The sequence below is a fragment of the Gilliamella sp. ESL1225 genome, from assembly GCF_058502635.1.
In genome coordinates this window covers 665827-685079 of sequence record NZ_CP196358.1, presented here as the reverse complement: position 1 = coordinate 685079, position 19253 = coordinate 665827, and the positions used below count along the sequence as shown (strand labels likewise).

The 19253-nt window shown below is 32.1% G+C and carries 18 protein-coding genes; 1 reads left to right on the top strand and 17 read right to left on the bottom strand.

Going from position 1 to position 19253, the window contains the following annotated elements; all coding sequences use genetic code 11:
* Positions 1-9: 9 nt before the first annotated feature.
* From rseP to accD, 12 genes are all read right to left on the bottom strand, one after another.
* Positions 10-1329, bottom strand: coding sequence for an RIP metalloprotease RseP (gene rseP, locus ACSYSW_RS03035; RefSeq protein ID WP_491704758.1), 1320 nt, complete (start codon positions 1327-1329; stop codon positions 10-12).
* A gap of 14 nt (positions 1330-1343) precedes the next feature.
* Positions 1344-2186 (bottom strand): phosphatidate cytidylyltransferase, encoded by an 843-nt coding sequence (locus ACSYSW_RS03030; protein ID WP_491704759.1) that lies wholly within the window; start codon positions 2184-2186, stop codon positions 1344-1346.
* Positions 2180-2911 carry an undecaprenyl pyrophosphate synthase gene (gene uppS, locus ACSYSW_RS03025; RefSeq protein WP_491704760.1) on the bottom strand — a complete coding sequence of 244 codons (732 nt, stop codon included), beginning with the start codon at positions 2909-2911 and terminating at the stop codon, positions 2180-2182. The genes ACSYSW_RS03030 and uppS overlap by 7 nt, the downstream gene beginning before the upstream one ends.
* A 59-nt stretch (positions 2912-2970) precedes the next feature.
* The gene (gene crp / locus ACSYSW_RS03020; protein ID WP_491704761.1) at positions 2971-3603 is read right to left on the bottom strand and encodes a cAMP-activated global transcriptional regulator CRP; all 633 of its coding nucleotides are present in this window, start codon (positions 3601-3603) and stop codon (positions 2971-2973) included.
* A gap of 168 nt (positions 3604-3771) precedes the next feature.
* Positions 3772-3975: a YheU family protein gene (locus tag ACSYSW_RS03015; protein ID WP_491704762.1), complete on the bottom strand. Its 204-nt coding sequence runs from the start codon at positions 3973-3975 to the stop codon at positions 3772-3774.
* Positions 3976-4149: 174 nt separating this feature from the next.
* A complete protein-coding gene (locus ACSYSW_RS03010; protein WP_491704763.1) occupies positions 4150-5160 on the bottom strand; it encodes a hypothetical protein in 1011 nt (336 codons plus the stop codon).
* 191 nt (positions 5161-5351) lie between these two features.
* Positions 5352-8045: an inverse autotransporter beta domain-containing protein gene (locus ACSYSW_RS03005; RefSeq protein WP_491704764.1), complete on the bottom strand. Its 2694-nt coding sequence runs from the start codon at positions 8043-8045 to the stop codon at positions 5352-5354.
* Between the two features lie 504 nt (positions 8046-8549).
* Entirely contained in the window at positions 8550-10004 is a 1455-nt protein-coding gene (gene purF / locus ACSYSW_RS03000; RefSeq protein ID WP_491704765.1) for an amidophosphoribosyltransferase, read from the bottom strand.
* A 25-nt stretch (positions 10005-10029) separates the two neighbouring features.
* Positions 10030-10506, bottom strand: coding sequence for a CvpA family protein (locus ACSYSW_RS02995; RefSeq protein ID WP_491706107.1), 477 nt, complete (start codon positions 10504-10506; stop codon positions 10030-10032).
* 107 nt (positions 10507-10613) lie between these two features.
* Complete coding sequence (locus ACSYSW_RS02990; protein ID WP_491704766.1) at positions 10614-11144, bottom strand: SPOR domain-containing protein; 531 nt, start codon at positions 11142-11144, stop codon at positions 10614-10616.
* A gap of 8 nt (positions 11145-11152) precedes the next feature.
* Positions 11153-12430: a bifunctional tetrahydrofolate synthase/dihydrofolate synthase gene (folC, locus tag ACSYSW_RS02985; protein WP_491706108.1), complete on the bottom strand. Its 1278-nt coding sequence runs from the start codon at positions 12428-12430 to the stop codon at positions 11153-11155.
* Complete coding sequence (accD, locus tag ACSYSW_RS02980; RefSeq protein WP_491704767.1) at positions 12430-13362, bottom strand: acetyl-CoA carboxylase, carboxyltransferase subunit beta; 933 nt, start codon at positions 13360-13362, stop codon at positions 12430-12432. The genes folC and accD overlap by 1 nt, the downstream gene beginning before the upstream one ends.
* Before the next feature lie 203 nt (positions 13363-13565).
* Here accD and tmaR point away from each other — a divergent pair, with 203 nt between their 5' ends.
* Positions 13566-13883 carry a PTS system regulator TmaR gene (gene tmaR / locus ACSYSW_RS02975; RefSeq protein ID WP_491704768.1) on the top strand — a complete coding sequence of 106 codons (318 nt, stop codon included), beginning with the start codon at positions 13566-13568 and terminating at the stop codon, positions 13881-13883.
* A gap of 201 nt (positions 13884-14084) precedes the next feature.
* Here tmaR and yciH read toward each other — a convergent pair whose 3' ends face one another.
* From yciH to ACSYSW_RS02950, 5 genes are all read right to left on the bottom strand, one after another.
* The gene (gene yciH / locus ACSYSW_RS02970) at positions 14085-14405 is read right to left on the bottom strand and encodes a stress response translation initiation inhibitor YciH (protein WP_491704769.1); all 321 of its coding nucleotides are present in this window, start codon (positions 14403-14405) and stop codon (positions 14085-14087) included.
* A 115-nt stretch (positions 14406-14520) separates the two neighbouring features.
* Positions 14521-15225, bottom strand: coding sequence for an orotidine-5'-phosphate decarboxylase (pyrF, locus tag ACSYSW_RS02965; protein WP_491704770.1), 705 nt, complete (start codon positions 15223-15225; stop codon positions 14521-14523).
* Between the two features lie 32 nt (positions 15226-15257).
* Entirely contained in the window at positions 15258-16448 is a 1191-nt protein-coding gene (locus ACSYSW_RS02960; protein ID WP_491704771.1) for a GDSL-type esterase/lipase family protein, read from the bottom strand.
* Complete coding sequence (locus ACSYSW_RS02955; RefSeq protein WP_491704772.1) at positions 16441-17754, bottom strand: SGNH/GDSL hydrolase family protein; 1314 nt, start codon at positions 17752-17754, stop codon at positions 16441-16443. The genes ACSYSW_RS02960 and ACSYSW_RS02955 overlap by 8 nt, the downstream gene beginning before the upstream one ends.
* Before the next feature lie 20 nt (positions 17755-17774).
* Entirely contained in the window at positions 17775-19175 is a 1401-nt protein-coding gene (locus tag ACSYSW_RS02950) for an MBOAT family O-acyltransferase (protein WP_491704773.1), read from the bottom strand.
* Positions 19176-19253 lie beyond the last annotated feature (78 nt).

The window sequence follows — 19253 nt, the reverse complement described above, 5'->3', positions numbered from 1 at the left end:
CTCATCCCATCACAAACGTAAAATATCATTAAAGAGTGCAATAGCCATTATGACCACCAATAAAATAAAACCAATTAGATAAAAGCGTTCTTGAATATTTTCCTTAACAGGAACACCTTTTATCTTTTCAATTAATAAAAAGATAAGATGACCGCCATCTAACATAGGTAAGGGAACAAGATTAATTATACCTAAATTTATACTAATAAATGCTAAAAAATATAAATAGGGCGTTAATCCATAACTTGCTGTATTCCCGGCACTTTTCGCTATAGTTATTGGTCCTGATAAGTGATTAAGACCAATAACACCTGTTATTAACTGATAAAAAGAATTTATCGTTAATTTTGTCATGACAACAGTCTGTTCAACTCCTTTGTAAAATCCATCTAACCATCCATAACGTTTTGTAACAATATTTGATGTAGGAAATATACCTGCAACATATTCACCATTTGCTTGAATATTTGGTATCAAAGTTGCATGAAAGTTCATATTTTCTCGTTTATATTCGATTAAAATTGGATTCCCCGCTTTAATTTTTAACGCAAAGTTAGCCCAATTATCAAATTCTTTACCATTATAAGCAATAATTTCATCGCCAATTTTCAATCCAACTTTTTCAGCTGCCGAACCAGATATAATTTTACTGATTATTGGATAAACGTCCAATGTTTTAGGTATAAATCCAAAAGTTGTTATTGGCGACTCTTTTTCTATATCAAATTTCCAATGACTAATATTTACTTGTGTTGTTATTTCTGCTTGTTTATCGTACATTTGGGGAATTAGATAAGTAATACTCACATTCTCGCTTCCCATAACACTGATTAAAGCCGTATTCACATCATTCCAATTTGTAATATTAGTATTATTTATTTTTTTTAATTCAATATCGTCTGGAATCATTGCCATACTCGCTGGACTATTTGGTACTATTGCCTTTATTTGTACTGGATAAATGATAACGCCCATCATAAAAATAATCCAAAACAGAATAAGTGCTAATAAAAAATTAGCAAAAGGTCCTGCAACAATAATTGCTACACGTTGCCAAATTTTCTTATGATTAAAAGCATATTTCACTTCTTCAGGAGATATTTTATGTATTTTGCTATCAAGCATTTTAACATAGCCACCTAAGGGAATCATGGCAATAACAAGTTCTAGTCCACTGGCAAATTTATGACTTATTATTTTTTTACCAAAACCAATCGAAAATCGTTCAACTTTGACACCACATAATCTGGCAACAATAAAATGACCAAACTCATGTACCGTGACCAGTAAACTAATAGTAATGATAAATAATAATAATGACCAAAGCACAATCTATAACCTTTTTATAATAAATGCAAAGATAATGCTGCAAAAATTGGAATTGCTGCAGTTAAACTATCAATGCGATCTAAAATGCCACCATGTCCTGGAATTAAATGCCCACTATCTTTAATACCAGCCTCACGTTTAAACATGCTTTCAGTTAAATCACCTAAAACAGAAACAAAAATTGCAAAGAAAGAGCTAATAATAAACGTCATAAAATTAATGTGTAGATAATCAGCTAAATAAACAACTAAAGCTATAATAATAGCAAAAAGAGTGCCGCCTAATAATCCTTCAATTGTTTTACCTGGCGATACATTTGGGGCTAATTTGTGTTTACCAAAACTTCGCCCGACAAAATATGCGCCCGAATCTGTTACCCATACAAGAACGAAGACATATAACACTAAAAATGCACCATCAAAAGTGTTATTAGTATAATTAAAATCTCGTAATTCCATCATTCCAACAAAAAAAGGGACAAGGGTAAAAATTGAAAATAGATATTTTATAAATAAATGATTAGACCACAATTGGCTGTTTTTAGGATAGGTTATCACTAAAAATGCAGCAACAATCCACCAGACTACCGACAAAATAAGAATCATTTTAGATAAACTATGAGATTTTAGACAAAAAGCCTGCAAATAGAATATCCCAATCAGTCCAATAATCATGATCACTGTATAGACTACTCTAGAAAATTTATGTTGATATTTGAAAAATTGGGTCCATTCCCATGCAGCTAAACCACAAATACCAATAATGACAAATGCAAATAAGTTAAAAGGTAACCAAAATAGAGCAATGATAACAAGCGGAATTAAAATAAGAGCTGTTATTAAGCGATGAATTAGCATATATTTTCCTCTAAATTAACACCACCAAAACGACGCTCACGATTAGTAAAGGTGTTAAGTGCTTCTTTAAATTTTTCTATTGTAAAATCAGGCCATAAAACGTCAGTAAAATAAAATTCTGAATAGGCAATTTGCCATAATAAAAAATTACTGATACGACATTCACCACCCGTACGTATAACAAGGTCTACCTCAGGTTGGTTACTTAAGCAAACGTATGATGTAAAATTCTGTTCATTAATGTTATCAATATTTAAATCACCTTTAATAACTTGATAAGTCAAGGCTTTGACAGCATTAATAATATCCCATCGCCCGCCATAATTGGCTGCAATGTTTAAAATAAGGCCTTGGTTATTTTTCGTTAATTCTTGCGCATTAATAATTTTTTGTTGTAACTTTTTATTGAACCGCGAAATATCACCAATAATTTTTAAACAAATGTTATTTCTATGAAGATTTTTTATTTCGCGATTCAAGGCATACATAAATAATGAAATAAGCGAGGAAACTTCATGTGATGGGCGTTTCCAATTTTCACTACTAAAAGCATATAAAGTTAATACTTTAATATCATTACTGGCAGCGTAACGAACAATTTCACGAACTGTTTTCAGTCCTGCTTTATGGCCTACTGCTCGTAATTGATTACGTCTTTTTGCCCAGCGACCATTGCCATCCATAATAATAGCGACATGATTAGGAATAGATCTCTTTTCTGTCATTGTCTATCCTATAACATAATAATTTCGTTATGATTGATTAGGCGACGTTTTTTCATAATTTAACGACTACCATAAACAACAATAGTTTTACCATGTGCATAAATAAGACGCTGATCTTCTAGCATTTTTAATATTCGACCAACCGTTTCACGTGAACAACCAACAATTTGACCAATTTCCTGACGCGTAATTTTTATTTGCATCCCCTCAGGATGTGTCATCGCTTCAGGTAATTTTGTTAAATTTAATAATGTTTGTGCTATGCGTCCAGCAACATCTAAAAAGGCAAGATTACCTACTTTTTCTGAGGTCACTTGCAAGCGACTTGCCATTTGGGCCGACAAACGCATTAAAATATCTGGATTGACTTGAACCAATTGTTTAAACTTTTTATAAGATATTTCGGCAATCTCACACGAGGTTTTTGCTTTTACCCAAGCACTACGCTCAGTATTTTCAACGAATAGACCTATTTCACCAAAAAACTCATCTTGATTAAGATAAGACAAAATCATTTCTTTACCTTCATCATCTTTTATTAATACAGCAACAGTACCTTTAATAATATAATAAAGTGTTTCTGCTTTTTCTCCTTGATGAATCAATGTATTTTTAGCTGAATATTTATGTATATGGCAATGAGATAAAAACCATTCTAATATGGAATCTGATTGCTGATTATCCACTATCATTCGATCCTCGCTTTTAACATTTAGTTTTGCATATCATAGCGTTCGCACACTATAACAAAGTTAAAAGATAAATTATAGACTTGTCATCTATGAATATTTAAGCTTTCCTAGCTTAAATACTAGGATCGTCAGATATATATCTAATACCATTTTGTTAATCAATATGAATTATTTTTTAATAATATCTATCGTTTCATGAAGCTCAGACCAAACAATAATGATCTCACCTCTTATCAATTGATTTTTAACTTGATTTACTTTATCAGTTAGTGTTTTTTCAAACTCACCATAATCAGTGCCTTCACGCAACACAAACGTTTCAATAATATTAGTTAAAGTAAAATCATCTAATTCTTGCCAAGGAATATTCATTATTTACCTCATAAAACGCAGTGCAAATATACTGAAATTTTAAAAAGAATACACATAATTAATTATATAAATTATTACCTATTTACTGATCTTATTATTAATAAAAAACCACTCAAATGAGTGGTTTTTTTATCAACTAAATTAATAATAGATTGATCAGTTATAATCTCTACATTAAAGTGCAAACTTAGTAGATGATGAACTTGTAGGGATGACTTTAAGTTGGAATCCTTGTAAACCGGCACCTGTTGTTGCTGAAGGAAGTGTAGACCACTTACTAATCGCGTCTGCATTGGTAGTTGGCAATTCAATTGAACTTGATGTAGCCCCTTCTAATTTAATATCATTAGATATTGCATTACCGTTAGCAGCGCTGTTACCGCCAGTTACATACCATTGGAAAGTAGTATAGTTAGGAGTTAAATCGTCTTCGCCGGTTTCAGGTAGGTTATTATGATTGCTATCTACCCAAATACGAGTTTCAAATTTTTCACCTAAGTTCAAATTATCTGAAGCAATTTTATAGTTTTTAGTTAAATCACCGAATTTAAAGATACCCATGACAATATCACCACCCGGTTGAATTGGGTTAGTTATTGATGGAGAACCTGGAAGAGTATCACCACCACCAGTACCACCACCATTATCAATATCTGTTCCTGGATCAGTTACTTGGTTAGCACTTGCAGCCGCACTACCTAAGTCTTTAACAACAAGCCAATTACCTTCCTTTGGGTAACCGAATTGAGTAGTTGCTCGCATTGTAAAACCTAGTGCAACAGCATTTGCTAAACTATTTGGAATAGTATAAGTAATTGTACCTTTTGTTTTTCCAACTGTGCTTGCTGAATCAGGAACCTCACGCCATGTAGTATCACCAGCTCGTTTAAATAAGAATTTAGCAGTATAAGCGGTTTCTTTTCCTTTATCACTTTCGAAGTCACCATCTTTGTCAACAATAGCATAAGTAATAGTAATTGTATCATTAACAGCAACAACATTATTATCTTTACTATTTGTTGTTACATTGATACTCCAATCTTTACCATTACTATCTTTTGAAATAATTGGTGCTGTACCACTGATCTTCCCTACTGTAGAAACTTCTATTGCAAAAGCATTACTTGCTGCATAACCTGCAAGAAATAATCCTAATGCGATTTTTTTGACGTTTAAATTTTTCATGTTTCAATTTCCTAATTACATGTTGTATTTTTAAAATACACCAATTATGGTGTTCCTATAAGATTGTTCCTTTCAAACCACAATCTCAAAACTATTCAGCTAACGAACATTTTTAAAGAATATTTACTTTCATAAAAATCAATAAATTGTTATGTTCAATATTCAGCCTTACTACTAAGTCCTATAAATGTTTATTCTACAGAGACTTGTAACTTAAATCCTTGATCACCTGCACATGCCGATGGAATCGTTATTTGATCAGTTAATAGACCTTTCGGAATACCAACCATTCCTGCAGCAGATAGACTAGTTCCTTTCGTTGCATAGCTTGTATCATTACGACGAATTTTATAATGTTCATTTATTCCCATAGCAACGTTAAACCAAGGACCATTTGCTGCTTGTGTAGCACTTGGCAACGTTGGTGAAACTGCCGTTGGACAAGCCACGCCATTGTTATCAACGAGTGACCAAATAACAAATGGCGAATCAATTTTTTGATTATCGATACCATAAGCCTCTACATAGTATTCATCTTCAACACGCCATTCATTAGGCCCATTTGGATCAAATACCAAGACATTACCCTCTGATTGTGCAACAATAACTCCATCTAACCGTTTTACTTTGATACTTCCTGCATAACCATTTGTAAAATTAACATTAACTTTATTAACAGATGGCCCATAAGGTTCTAATTTCGTTGTAAATTCGACATTACCATTAAAATTTGAAGCTACGTCTATTGTGAAGATATCAGCTTGGGCTGTCATACCACTTGCAGTCGCAGATTTGTCTGAAACAACATCACCTTTTCTAACGTTCTCAATTGATTTAACAACAATGCAAGGATCATTTGTCGGGCATGTTACGCCTTTTCTTGTAATACCTGTTCCATCGATTAATTTAATTTTTTGACCATTCGAAACAGCTGTCCAGTTTTTCTCAATTGTATTGAAATCCTCTTTATGCTCCGTAAAGACTTTTTCATCATGTAAACCTTCTAAATCAGATAAACTCGTTACAACATCTGCTGTTGGTTTGACAATTCCACCTACAATCGTCACAGCTGTATTACCGTCAGCAGGCATTTTATGAATAGTATTTGTTATTTCGCCACGAACATTAACGGTTAAGGCAATTAATTTACGTAAATCTGGATCTGGAATAACTTCAAATCTTACAGGGTTTGATTTAGCCGTTTTGCCTTTACCATCTTTCGCAGTTACACTTAAGGAATAAAAACCACCATTACTTACAGGCTGGTGTATACCATTACTATCTGCGTATTCTGGTGCTTTAATTTTCCAGTTATTAACGTTATTTTTAGGATCTCCCCAATTCGATGTAGTACATACATCAAGCGTCGCACACAAAAAACCACCATTTTTTTCAATTTGGTACATATCACCTGACCATTCAATACCTGATACTCCTTTTGAACTAGATATACTAATTGAGAATGGATAAGTATGACCTTCAATTAATTTGAGCGTTTCGAGCCCTAAATCGACAGAAAGTTTTTGTTGTTTATATTCCAAAACAATATTGTTATTACGATCTACAAGATCATAACGACTACCTTTAACCGAACGTGCCACTTGTACCATATTAGGATCCACTTGATCTTTTAATGGTACACCTATGCGATAATTCATTGTTATTTCGGCTTTAGTAGTTTTATTATTATCCTGTCCTCGTTTATGTTCTGCTTTTAAGGTAAATAGTGGTACAGGTGTATAATCGAAACCAATTGTTATTGCACGCGGATCTTTTTGAAGATTATCTTTACCAAATAATCCAACTTCATCACCAAAATATTGTTCATACATCAATGAAGCGCCTAAATGAGGATATTGTGGTAAATAACCTTGGAATCGAATATCAAAACCACGAGCTGCACGTTCTAGATAATCATCAAAATCACGAGATTTTTTCCAGTCAGACAATGGATGATAATAGTTAACAGCAAATTTCATATAATCAGACCATGCTTCCAAACCGACACCTAAACGGTTATGATTACGTTGAAAATCATGATCAAAAAACACGTTATAACCTAATAACCATTTATTATCAGCAACATCCCAGCGTTGACCTAAACCAATATTACCTATTCCTCGCTTATGTTCATATTCTTGATAAGAAATTTGTGAAAAAATCAATGTATTATCAGAATCATACAACGGGCTAAATAACTTAAGACTTAGATTATCAAATTCACCTTTATCGCTTACATCAAATTGTAATTGTGCCGTACCAAAACGACCTAGAAAATTTTGAGCTGCACTTCTTAAAGGGTCAACAATTTGATTTTGCATACCGCTACGAACGTAATATTCTGCATAATCTTTACCTTGATTTTTTATGTGACCAGAAATACCACCATTATCTTTTGACGTAATTTGTTTCCAGTCTTGAGAGCCTAAAGTTTGCAATACCGATGCAACGGCTGAATCAACAGAGTCTTTGTCAGCATTTATATCAAAATCATCATCAGAACTTAATTTAGGTAAGCTAACATACTTATCGTGTTTGACCGTTATACTTTTAGAAACAACAGGTAATAAAGGAGAGTTTTCAGGTAAGATTAAATGCTCACCAACTTCAACAACGTCTTTATTATCAAAACGGTTGTCATTCATGGCACGTAATTCAACAATAGAAATACCACTTATCAAGGCTATTTGATACAAACTACGTTGCTGATTATTGATCATTTCACGTACTTTTGAACCATCCTTAAGTTCAATAACTTTATTGCTATCAATCGTCATACTTTGTTGTGCTACCTTAGCATCCACAGCATGAGAGTATTGGCAAAATAAAATACCAATCACCAATGTAGAAATAGTCGACAACTGTAGACTCTTCTTAATTATCATGTTACGTATTCCTTATATTTATATTTTTTATCTTTCAGCTAACAGTCTTTCAAAGCGCACTTGCTTGATTATTTTGTCCAGTCATCGTTAAGACTTTCCGTCTTCCTTAACTTATCTTTACAAAAGCTTACACTTATTTTTACAAATTGCAATACTTCGCTTTAAAATTTATTAACGATTATGACAAAAATGAAAGATTAATTATAAATTTTCTTAAATAAACTTATTAAAACACTATATTTAAGCATTGTGTTATGTATTTTATTACAAAAATGTCATTTATCAATTTATTTTTTCATTTTCGAGTAAATTTTTTTGTAAATATTATGTAATAATTACAAATATTTATGTTAATCACCAAAGATGAACCTTTTAATTAATAAAAAGATAAAAATTATAGAATAATAATAAGGAATTAATTTTTTATAATTATAATGTAAATATTATTTTAAGGAGAAGTGAGATGAATTTTTAATTTATACCTTTTGATAAGACCGCGATGTATTAATCGCGATTCTGTTGTTTTGAAGTAAAATAATTCTCATTAATATCATGTGTAATATAATGACCATCAAAAACTGAGCATTCAAAATCATATATATCAGGATTTAATGATTGTATGGCTTCTTTTAAATCATTTAGATCTTGAAAAATTAACTGATCAGCGCCTATGTATTGCTTAATTTCTTCAAGACTTCGATTTGATGCAATCAGATCTTCTGCATTTGGCATATCTATACCATAAACGTTAGGATAACGAACTTCTGGCGCCGCTAATGCTAAATACACTTTTTTGGCACCTACTGAACGCACCATTTCAACAATTTGTTTTGATGTTGTTCCTCTAACAAGAGAATCATCAATTAATAAAACGTTTTTATTTTCAAATTCAAAACGATTTGCATTCAATTTTCGTCTAACTGAATCTTGACGGTTTTCTTGACCAGGCATAATAAAAGTACGTCCAATATACCTATTTTTAACAAAACCTTGTCGATAAGGTTTATCCAAGATTCGTGCAATTTCAAGTGCAGCGTCACATGAAGTTTCCGGAATTGGTATAACAACATCAATATCAATATCTTGCCATTCTTTAGCTATTTTTTGCCCAAGCTTTTGTCCCATTAAAATACGAGATTGGTATACAGAAACACCATTCATAACTGAATCGGGTCTTGCAAAATAGACATACTCGAAAAGACAAGGATAAAAATATGATTCATTAGTACACTGCTGAGAAAATAAATGCCCTTGTTGATTAATATATATCGCCTCACCTGGCTTTACATCTCTTACAAATTCAAAATTTAGAATATCAAGTGCAACACTTTCAGATGCAATCATATATTCGATTTGGCTTTCGCAAATCATTCTCTTACCAATAACTAATGGTCTTATGCCATATGGATCTCGAAACGCAATCATGCCATGACCAATAATAGTAGCTATACAAGCGTAAGCCCCTTTTATTAATTGATGTAATCGTGTAATAGCAGTAAAAATATTATCAGTAGTTAAAGGATAATGAGGAAATTTATCCAATTCACTTGCCAAAACATTTAATAAAACTTCTGAATCTGAAAAAGTATTGATATGCCGACGACTCACTTCAAATATTTTATTTCGTAGATTAGCCGCATTGGTAAGATTACCATTATGCACGAGGGCTATTCCATAAGGCGAGTTAACAAAAAAAGGTTGTGCTTCTTGAGGACTTGAAGTGCCAGATGTTGGGTATCGAACATGCCCTATGCCAATATTCCCTTGTAATCGTTCCATGTGATGTTCTAAAAAAACTTCTTTTACAAGACCATTTGCTTTACGTAATCGAAAACTATTTTGATCATCAATAGTGACAATACCTGCTGCATCTTGCCCTCGATGCTGTAAAACGGTTAATGCATCATAAATAGATTGATTGACTGAATTAAAACCAACGATTCCAACTATACCACACATAGATGCCTAACCTTATTTTATTGAATTAAAAGAAAGATAAACTCTGAATATAATCAAAAAACCAACGTATAATAATATAAAAATGGGGAATTAATTGCGATTCTTGCCACGCTTCAGTTTGTGAAAGCGAAGTGAAAGTATCAATAAAAAAGAGAATCGCCGCAACGAATAAGATACCACGTAAAATACCAAAACAAATACCTAGTACTCTATCTGTTCCTGCTAATCCTGTTTTATGAACTAGTTCGCTAATAAAAAATGAAATAATGCTACAAACAAATAAAGTAGCATTAAACAAAATTGTAATGGCAATCGCATTACGTATTAAATCGTTCTCAAAATAAGTTAGATAAGGGGTAATATAAAAATAAAAGCGACTTGCAACAATAAATGCTAATATCCAACTAACTAAAGATAAGGCTTCTTTAAGAAAGCCCCTAACAATACTGATTAAAGCTGAAAAAACAATAACACCAATAATCGCAAAATCAATCCAATTCATCACAAAAAACTCGTTCGAATGTTAATTATTAAAAACTAAATAATTTATTTAGTTTATCTTATTTTCACTTCACTTACTTACAGTTTTTTTACAATAGTGGTTATTTTTTAATTAACAATAATTCCTTGCAGCTTTGTTAGATTCTTTAAATCCATAATAACTTGCTCAGCTTGTTCTTTACTCTCATAAGGACCAATTTGTAATTTAATCAGCTGGTCTGGTTGTGGGTCTTTGGGACTAATTATCACGTTATAATTGTTTAATCTAAGTAATGCAACTAACTCTTCAATTTTTTGTTTATTTTTTAAAGCTACCAATTGAATCATGTAAGTTGTTGTATTCAATAATGATGTATTTGGTATATTATCATTGGTATTATAAATCTCAGGCTCAGCAGGTATTGATGGAGGAGTAGATATATCCATATTCTCACCAATCTCGGCAATATATTTATGTGTTGAATGATTGATATTCGTTGCAGAGGTATAAGTAACCGAGTTTAAACTTGAGATTTTGTCAGTTTTATCTATTAATATCAATGGAGCAATAATAGCTAACACAATCAATAAAGTAGCCAAACCAACTAACCGGTTTCTAATTCGTTTTTGTTTATCATAATTGATTGAGTTTTTTGTCATAGCCATTCTTATTTTTCGGTAAATTCTGCTAACACTTCCGATACCGTATGAAATGAACCACAAACAATAATAATATCTTCTTTATTTGCATCTTGCCTTGCTTGTAAGTAAGCTTCATTGACAGAATCAAATGTGAAAATATTATTTTCCCCCATATCGGTTAATATGTTTTTTAATTGTAAGCTATTGGTTCCTCTTTCTCCATATAAGCTAGCACAATACCAATTATCTGCTTTTAACAAAGACAAGGTATTTTTAATATCTTTATCTTTTAACATACCAATGACAATTCTAACTTTACAAAATTGCGATTGTTCTTGTTTTAATTTATCTAACTGTTTTTGTAAATAATTAGCGGCATGAGGATTATGTGCTACATCAAGAATAACTAAAGGTAACGTGTGAATTTTTTGCAATCGACCGGTCAATGAAACATGACTTAAACCAGCAATAATTGCTGATTCTGGAATATCCAAAGGCGAATAACTTAATGCTGCAATTGCTGTAACAGCATTAATTAATGGAATAGAGGGTATAGGGAGATTATAATAATGATGATGAGATGAATCATAATTCCAATAATTATCATCAATTTGCTGATAAGACCAATCACGATTAACCATATAATAAGGGCAACCTATTGATTTTGCAGTGTCGATAATCGTTGAGGGGATATCAGGCTCACCAACAATTGCAATACTTTTTTCCTTAAATATTCCTGCTTTTTCACGCCCGATACTTTCACGATTATCGCCAAGGTATTCTATGTGATCAATTCCTATACTCGTAATGATTGCAATATCTGCATCTATAATATTTGTTGCATCAAGACGACCGCCCAATCCAACCTCTAAGATGACAACATCTAGTGCTGCTTGCTTAAATTGATATAAAGCTGCTAAGGTTGCATATTCGAAATAAGATAATGAAATATTGCCACGTATTTGTTCAATATTCGCAAATGCGTTAATAGTATCTTGTTCCGTTGATTCCAAATTATTAATACGGACTCGTTCAGTAAAACGTAATAAATGTGGAGAACTATAAACCCCTACTTTATAACCTGCTGCCAGTAAAATCATTTCGAGAGCACGGCAAGTTGTTCCTTTTCCATTTGTACCAGCGACAGTAATCACAAAAGGAGCAACTTGTAAAACCTCTAATTTTTCAGCTACCGTTTTAACTCTTGCTAATCCTAAATCAATGGTTTTTGGATGCAATTGTTCCAAGTAACTAAGCCAAGTAGTTAAATCTGACTGAATAGAAGGTTTAGTGTTCATCATGATCACATATTATTTGTTTCGAGTTCATTATTTTCAGCATTTTCAACGCTGTCATCAAGATCAGTTTTATTATCCAAAGGATCCGGTAAACGCATTAATTTAGCAAGCAAACTAGCAATAGTCACTCGCATATCTTTACGATGAACAATCATATCAATAGCACCTTTTTCAAGTAAAAATTCGCTACGTTGGAATCCTTGCGGTAAAGTTTCTCGAACGGTTTGTTCAATAACTCGAGGACCAGCAAATCCTATAAGTGCTTTAGGTTCAGCAATATTAATATCCCCTAACATAGCTAAACTTGCTGATACACCACCCATTGTCGGATCAGTTAACACTGAAATGTAGGGTAAACCTTCATCCTGCATTTTTGCCAAAATAGCACTCGTTTTTGCCATTTGCATTAATGAAAATAATGCTTCTTGCATACGTGCACCACCACTTGTAGAAAAGCAAATAAGCGGGCATTTATCTGCAATAGCCTGCTCAGCTGCGCGAACAAACATGGCTCCAACAACCGATGACATAGATCCACCAATAAAAGCAAATTCAAACGACGCAGCAACAACTGGTATACCCAATAGCGTCCCTTTCATGGCAATTAAAGCATCTTTTTCGTGTGTTTCTTTTTGGGCTGTTGTTAAACGATCTTTGTATTTTTTTGTGTCTTTAAATTTTAGAATATCTTTAGGCAACAAATCGTCACCTAGCTCTACTTGCGAATCTTCATCTAAAAATTTATTCAGCCTTATTCTTGCAGAAATGTGCATATGGTGATCGCATTTGGGGCAAACTTCAAGATTCCGCTCAAGTTCTGCCTGATAGATAATCTGATCACATTTAGAACATTTAGTCCAAACACCACCAGGAATATCAGCTCTTTTATGATCTGCTGATATATTATTTTTACTAAGAATTTTCTCAATCCAGCTCATTACAATCTCTCATTCTGGTACACATAAAAAATTTTGTGTCATTGTATATTATTTTCTCCAAATTCTTAATAGTTGTTTTGTTTTTTGTTGTTAGTTTTATTTTACTAATAAATAGCAGCTAAGATAGCTTTTTGCTTTTTTTATAAAGCTGAGTATATAATAAGTCAATCATGATTTTCCATTTTTGAAATAAGGGGATTTAGATGGACAAGGAAAAAACGACAGCACCATCTTTTCAAGACGTTTTAGAATACATTCGATTATCACGCCGCTTAAATAAGCTAAAACGCGAAATTTCTGATAATGAAAAGAAAATTCGAGACAATCAAAAACGGGTCTTATTACTTGAAAATTTAAGCGATTATATCAAACCTAATATGACTTATGATGAATTACAAGCCATCATTGCCAATATGAAAAGCGATTATGATGATAGAGTTGATGATTATATTATCAAAAATGCTGAAATCTCCAAAGAACGTCGCGAAATTAGTAAAAAAATGCATGGTTTCCGTGGCTAATTAACAAATTAACTTATTCTCTAAATTTTAATCAAATATAGTGAATGAAAATGCCTTGTTAAATAAAAATGCATATAAGCATTTTTATTTAACTCAAATGTCTTCTAATAAACAAAAAAATAAATGTTAAGCTTGTTATCTAGTAAAGTTATTTAACAAAGCGACTTTTACTGTTCTTATATTAAAACTATTTTACTTAAACTATCCCCCTACAAATTTAACCTTAAATCCTTTTTCTTCTAATAAAGATTTTAATACATCGCGTTTATCACCTTGGATTTCGATCATGCCATCTTTAAACGATCCACCACAACCACAACGTTTTTTTAAATCAGTTGTAAGTTTTAATAAGTCCTTTTCATCCAAATCAAATCCCGAAATAACGCAAACGCCTTTTCCTTTTCTTCCAGCAGTTTGTTTTTGAATACGAATAATACCATCCGTTATTAAACGTGGTTTAGGTGTATTTTCAGGTTTTAAGCGACCTTTATCGGTCGAATAGACAAGAATAGATTCAGACATAATTACATGCTCTTTTTTAAATCATTATAGGGATCGCTAATAGTTATTAATAAAATTATCGTATTAATAGCCGCGTAAATTTTAATTTTGAACTCGACCGTTTAAATCTAATTATTTAATGTGCAATCGGTTGCAAGTTCATTAAAATGGTTTTTAGTGTTTTAGCTGGGTTAGATGATTGTGTAATTGGTCGCCCTATTACTAAATAATCAGCACCTGCTGCTTGCGCCTGTTCCGGCGTCATAATTCGTCTTTGATCATCTAACTTTGCATCAATAGGGCGAATACCTGGAGTAACTAACTTAAATTGTTGACCAAAACATGCTTTAAAAGTTTGGACTTCTTGCGCTGAACAAACAACACCATCTAAACCACATTGTTGCGTTAAAGAAGCTAAACGGCTAGCTTGTTCAAGGGGAGATATAGTAATACCAATCTCATTAAGATCATTTGTTTCCATACTCGTTAAAACGGTGACAGCAATTAATAACGGCGCATCTTGACCAAAAGAATTTAAAGCCTGCTTCGCGGCTTCCATCATACGTGCTCCACCACATGCATGAACATTGGTCATCCAAACCCCTAAATCAGCCGCTGCTGATACTGCTTTTGCGACGGTATTTGGAATATCATGAAATTTAAGATCTAAAAAAACATCAAAGCCTTTACTAATAATTTGGCGTACAAAATCAGGTCCCGCATGTGTAAAAAGTTCTTTGCCTACTTTTAAACGACAATCTGTAGGCTCAATCTGATCAATAAACTGCCAAGCTGATTTTATTTCTGAAAAATCAAGAGCGACAATAATAGGTGATGGCATGTTATAAAAATCCTTATTTTTATAATAAATGATTAAGTATTGATGAATTTTATCAAATCATCATAAAACAATTTAGCACTTAATTTATATCCTTGTACCGATTGATGGATAAAATCAGGTCTGGCAAGTCCATGTAATAACCAATCTTTTACCGAAAATTTTCCACCCATTGCTTGCTGCCAATCCCAATATAATGTGTGTTCAGATTTTGCAACTTGCTTTTGAATAGCCATTATTTTATCTAAGGATTTAGGTGCTATCGTAGCATTACGCAGAGTGTCGGGAGGAGAAATAAGCAAAATCACGGCTTTCGGTAATACTTTACGAATTTGACGAATATTATTCACCAAGTTATCACGATATTGTTTAAGATTAATATTATCATCAAAACTTTCGTTTGTACCATATTGTAATATAATCAGATCACCTTGCGAGGTAGCCAATTCTCGGTACCAAGTTGGGCTCCATTTTTGCCAAATAGACTGTTTAGCGCCATTTGTGGCAATAGCAGATACAGTTACACCTGATTGGTTATTTTTGATTAACCATAAACCACCTAATTCAACATTGCCTTGGCTTTGAATTTTTAATGGCATTTCAGTAATGGTTGATGCTGTCTGCCATGAATTTACTTTAGGCGAATAACTAAAATTAATTTCATGCCCATACTTATCATAAAGCTCTAAAATTTTAGATGAATTTGCTAAGGCTTTAAACGTGATTTTCACTTGCCATTCTATATTCGATTTTTCATTAGGCACGATTTGTATTATGGCAGGATTTTTCATTGGCTTTGCAATAAATCCTCCCATTGGAAAATCTAAATTATTTAAAGTGCGACTATTAAATTCTTGCCAGTTTTTATCGACCCATTTCACTGCAGAATGATATTGTCCTTTAATTGCTAAAGGCGGGATCCAGCCAATACCTGCATCACCATATTTTTGCTGCATTAATTTACGAAATTCACCCGTAAAAAAATCGGCTGCCGTATGAGAATCGCCAAATTGGATAATATTCACAACTTGCTTTGTTAAATCTGCATTTACATTATTATTGTCATTACTTTTTGCTAATAATGATAAACGATTTAAAAGTTGCGTAACATTAGGATCACCAAAATTAATAATTCCTGGCGACGGTCCTGTGCTTTCAGCTAAATTACAACTGGCAATAACAATAAATATCCCCATAAATATAAAAAATCGGGTAAATTTAATCATGCTGCATGTCCTCTAATTCTTTAAAACTAATTTGCTTTATAATTGAGTTAGCTAAAATCTTTTGACCTGCACTTGTAAAATGAATGCCATCGTCAACTCTTACCTTTATCTTTTTGTTATTTGAATCAATAAAACTATTATAAGAATCAAAACTGCACCCTAGCAAATCATTCGTCGTTAAATAATGTTGCCCAGCATCTACCACTGTTGATTGATATAATTTATCTAGATAAAGCATACCATCATTTAATTTTGATTTACTCATACAAGGTGCTTGTAACCAAAGAACTTGTACATTATGTTGCTTTGCACTCGTTAATATAGAATTTATACGCGATTTATATTGTTCTTCCCAAAGCGGCGATTTAAATTTTGCATACTTAGAATAACCTTTAACAGGAAAATCCCATGGGTCGTTCGGCCCCAAAAAAACAATTAACAATTTAATTTGATCATCTTGCGTTAATGTATCATCAATTTCTTTCGGCCAATTAAAGGCACTAGGGTAAGAAAGCCCTGTACTTTGTTTACTTAGATTAACGCTTTCAATCTTATAGTTTTTAAACAAAATTTTTTGTACAAAAGGAGCAACGCCTTGCATTAAAGAATCGCCCGCAAAAAAGACTTTATCTTTAGGCGATAAAATAATTGGCGCTGGATTGTATTCATCTTTTATATTTAGTCTATTTTTAGAGAGTTCATCCACTACTAAAGGTTGATCATTAGATGATTTGTTTCTTTCAATTGAATTATTATCTTTAATTGCTTTAGTCGTTGAATTTCCTTGTTTATTTTTTTTATTTTCAGTTTTAGTTATCAATTTAACATTATGCTCTGATTTTTGATTTAGGGCATCTTGCGCTGTTTGGTTTTTCTTAGTCTCATTTTTTTTATCTTCAAGTATTGCTATCGGTTGCTGTAAAGGATGAAGTTTTGTTTTTTGAAATTCACTATCGGTATTTACAGGATCGCTTTTTTCTGTGTTATGATCAATTTCGTCATTTTTTACTTCAAACATATCATCGGTGTTTTCGTTTGAAAGCTCAGAAAATAAATTCAAAATATCTTGATGATAGGTTTGCTGGCAATAAATTCGAATTGATGGAAAATAAAGAATGATTAAACCGCAAGCCGTAATAAACAATATAAAAAAGATCGAAGCTATCGATAATTTTTTCTCTGTTATACGCTTCCCTTTATTGTTTTTCTTTTGTGGCTTACGGGATAACTTATAAGATTTATTTTTACCTTTATGATTTTTCATACATTTAGAGGTCAATTTTGATTTTTTAACATTACGAGCCAATAATTTTACCTTCATCATAATTAAAAATGAGCATAAATAAAATTAGGCACACCCGATGGTGCAAAATAAATAATAAGCCACAACAATACAATAAAAATAAAGGGTAATAAAAACGTCGGTAAATGCGTTAATTGTTTAGTAAATATGTCAGGAATTGCTTTTATTTTTGGATATAATAAATAAATAAGGCAAACTAATAAAAATGGGATCCAATATTGACTATCAACATGAATATTATGGATCAAGGCAGATAAATAATCGATAGCATCATTGAATGTATCGCAATAAAAAAATAACCAGGTAAAACAGATAAAGTGCCATGTTATTAACCGTGCTAGAAAAGGAGAATGAATAGCAATATTCCCTTTTTTAAAATAACGATCATAACTGTTTAATCCTATCATTCCAAGACCATGTAATCCCCCCCAGATAATAAAATTAATTCCTGCGCCATGCCATAATCCTGAAAGTAACATTGCAAAAAACACATTTATTTGTGTTCGTGTAAATCCGCGATGGCTACCACCAAGTGGAATATAGATATAATCACGGATCCATGTTGATAAACTAATATGCCATCGATTCCAAAAATCCCGTAAATTTAATGCCAGATAAGGAGCATTAAAATTAACAGGTAATCGAAAACCTAATAATAGCGCCATTCCCGTCACAAGATCAGTATAGCCAGAAAAATTAACATAGATATACATGGCATAAGCATACAATCCAAAAACCAAATCTAAACTATTAAATTCCATTGGATTTGCAAAAATAGGCTTTACCCAATATTGTTCGATAAGTCCACCAAAACAATATACTTTTATGATAGAGAGAATGATCAAGGTAAAAGCTTGATAAGGATTTAAAATGTTTCGGGGTGTATTAAGCTCAATTTGATTCAATAGATCCTTCGCGCGATTGATTGGACCAGAAATAATGCTCGGGAAAAAAGCTAAATACAACGCAAAATCGAGAAATTTAGCTACAGGTAACTCACGTTTTTTTAATGAAACTAAATAACTTACCGAATGAAAAGTATAAAACGAAATACCAATTGGTATAAATACAATAATAGTCGGAATTAATACTGATAAACCAAGCGCATCAAGTAAATTCTGCAATTGAGAACGGAAAAAATCAAAATATTTAAACACAGCGAGATTACAAACCGCATAAAATAAGGCAAGAATTAGCCATTGTTTTGCATATTTACTAGATTTAGCGATACCTAATCCTAATAGGTAAATAATCAATGTATAACTAAATAAAATAACAGCAAATTGCCAGCTAAAACAATAAACTAAAAAATAACTAGCGATTAGTATTAATTTATTTTGGATATGAGGATATAAATAACATCCCCAATATACAACAAAAAAAGCAAGAAAAAGCAATCCAAACTCAATCGTTAAATAGCTCACTATATTCCCGCCTTAATTATATCAAATAATAAATTTTTAATATCTTAACCTTAATATAAAAATATTAAGCCTCTTATC